This window comes from Psychrobacter sp. NC44 (assembly GCF_904846655.1).
Taxonomy (GTDB): domain Bacteria; phylum Pseudomonadota; class Gammaproteobacteria; order Pseudomonadales; family Moraxellaceae; genus Psychrobacter.
In genome coordinates this window covers 1-1,462 of the sequence record NZ_CAJHBN010000035.1, presented here as the reverse complement: position 1 = coordinate 1,462, position 1,462 = coordinate 1, and the positions used below count along the sequence as shown (strand labels likewise).

General features: G+C 42.0%; 1 pseudogene and 1 other annotated feature. The pseudogene reads left to right on the top strand.

What is annotated here, in order from left to right:
• Positions 1-1,018: pseudogene (locus JMX95_RS13550) on the top strand (IS3 family transposase); the annotation flags it as partial.
• Positions 74-190: a sequence feature (AL1L pseudoknot), on the top strand. (Overlaps the previous pseudogene by 117 nt.)
• Positions 1,019-1,462: the final 444 nt, after the last annotated feature.

The following is a 1,462-nucleotide window of genomic DNA, read 5'->3' as shown; positions in this document are numbered from 1 at the left end:
TTGAACGTATCAAAGAACTTGAACGAGAGAATAGAGAACTCAAGCAAGCCAATGAGATTATACGTAAGGCTGCTGCTTTTTTCGCCCAGGCGGAGCTCGGCCGCCCACCGAAATAATGACTCAGTTTATTGATGATTACAAACACCTCTATGGGGTCGAGCCAATTTGTCGAGTATTACCGATTGCCCAATCAACCTATTATCGCGCTAAAGACTTAAGCAACAACCCACACAAGCGCTCATTGCGTTGCCACCATGATGACTTCTACATCAGCGAGATCAGGCGCATCTGGCAGGATAGCAAGTGCCGCTATGGTGTGCGTAAAGTATGGCAGCAGATGAAAGCAGACGGCATTCATGTCGCTCGTTGTACTATTGAGCGACTAATGAAGCAGCACGGTATGCAAGGAGTTTGGCGCGGTAAGAGTAAGATTACTACCAATAGTCGTGATGATCAGCTGCGGGCGAATGATTTAGTCAATCGTAACTTTAGCGCCCACCGCCCTAACCAGCTATGGGTTTCGGACTTCACTTATATCAAGACAACTAGCGGCTGGGTATACACGGCTTTTATTATTGATGTGTTTGCTCGCGCTATTGTGGGCTGGAAGGTGTCTAATCGCATGAACACCGATATGGTGATGGCAGCGCTCAATCAGGCCATTGCATACAGGAATAATCCTAAAGATGTGATTCATCATAGCGATAGAGGGGTTCAGTATTTATCCATTCGCTATACAGATAAGATGACGGACTCTGGTGTGATTGCCTCTGTTGGCACAACAGGGGATTCTTATGACAATGCCTTGGCCGAGACAGTCAATGGCCTTTACAAGTCTGAGGTGATTCATTATTTAAAGCAGAGCTGGAACGGTGTAAATGATGTTGAACTGGCAACGCTTGAATGGGTGGACTGGTTCAATAAAACACGACTGCATAGCACGATTGGTTATGTGTCACCCTTTGAGTTTGAAAAGCGGTATTATGATAATTTAATCCTGTCAGGCATTGCTGCCTGACTCAAGTAGATCAGCCTCCGATATACTCGGGGCGGTTCAGATATTGATAGTAGTTACTTTAAGGAAGATTATCAAATACGAGATAAAAAAAAGTTTAATCCAGAATTAGGTAGATATTTCAATTTAACTATAGATGATATAGAGGAAGACCTAGAAGATAGAGAATACCGAAAAAATAATGCTAGAAAAGGAAGACCTTCTATACGTAACATTATGCCTTTCTTGTTGCAGCATCAAAACCTGATAGCCAATAAGCATGCTATATTTTATAGATTTGATGAGAACAAAAAAAGAGAAGATACTATTGACCAATTCAAAATTTTTGTTGGATTCGTCAAGGGTGAATACTTCAGTTTGAAACAACAACTATAGTCAGTTCACAATAAAATAAATACAGCCCATATCCTGAAATAGCTTAGGCAGATTATTCTCCATCCACCCTTG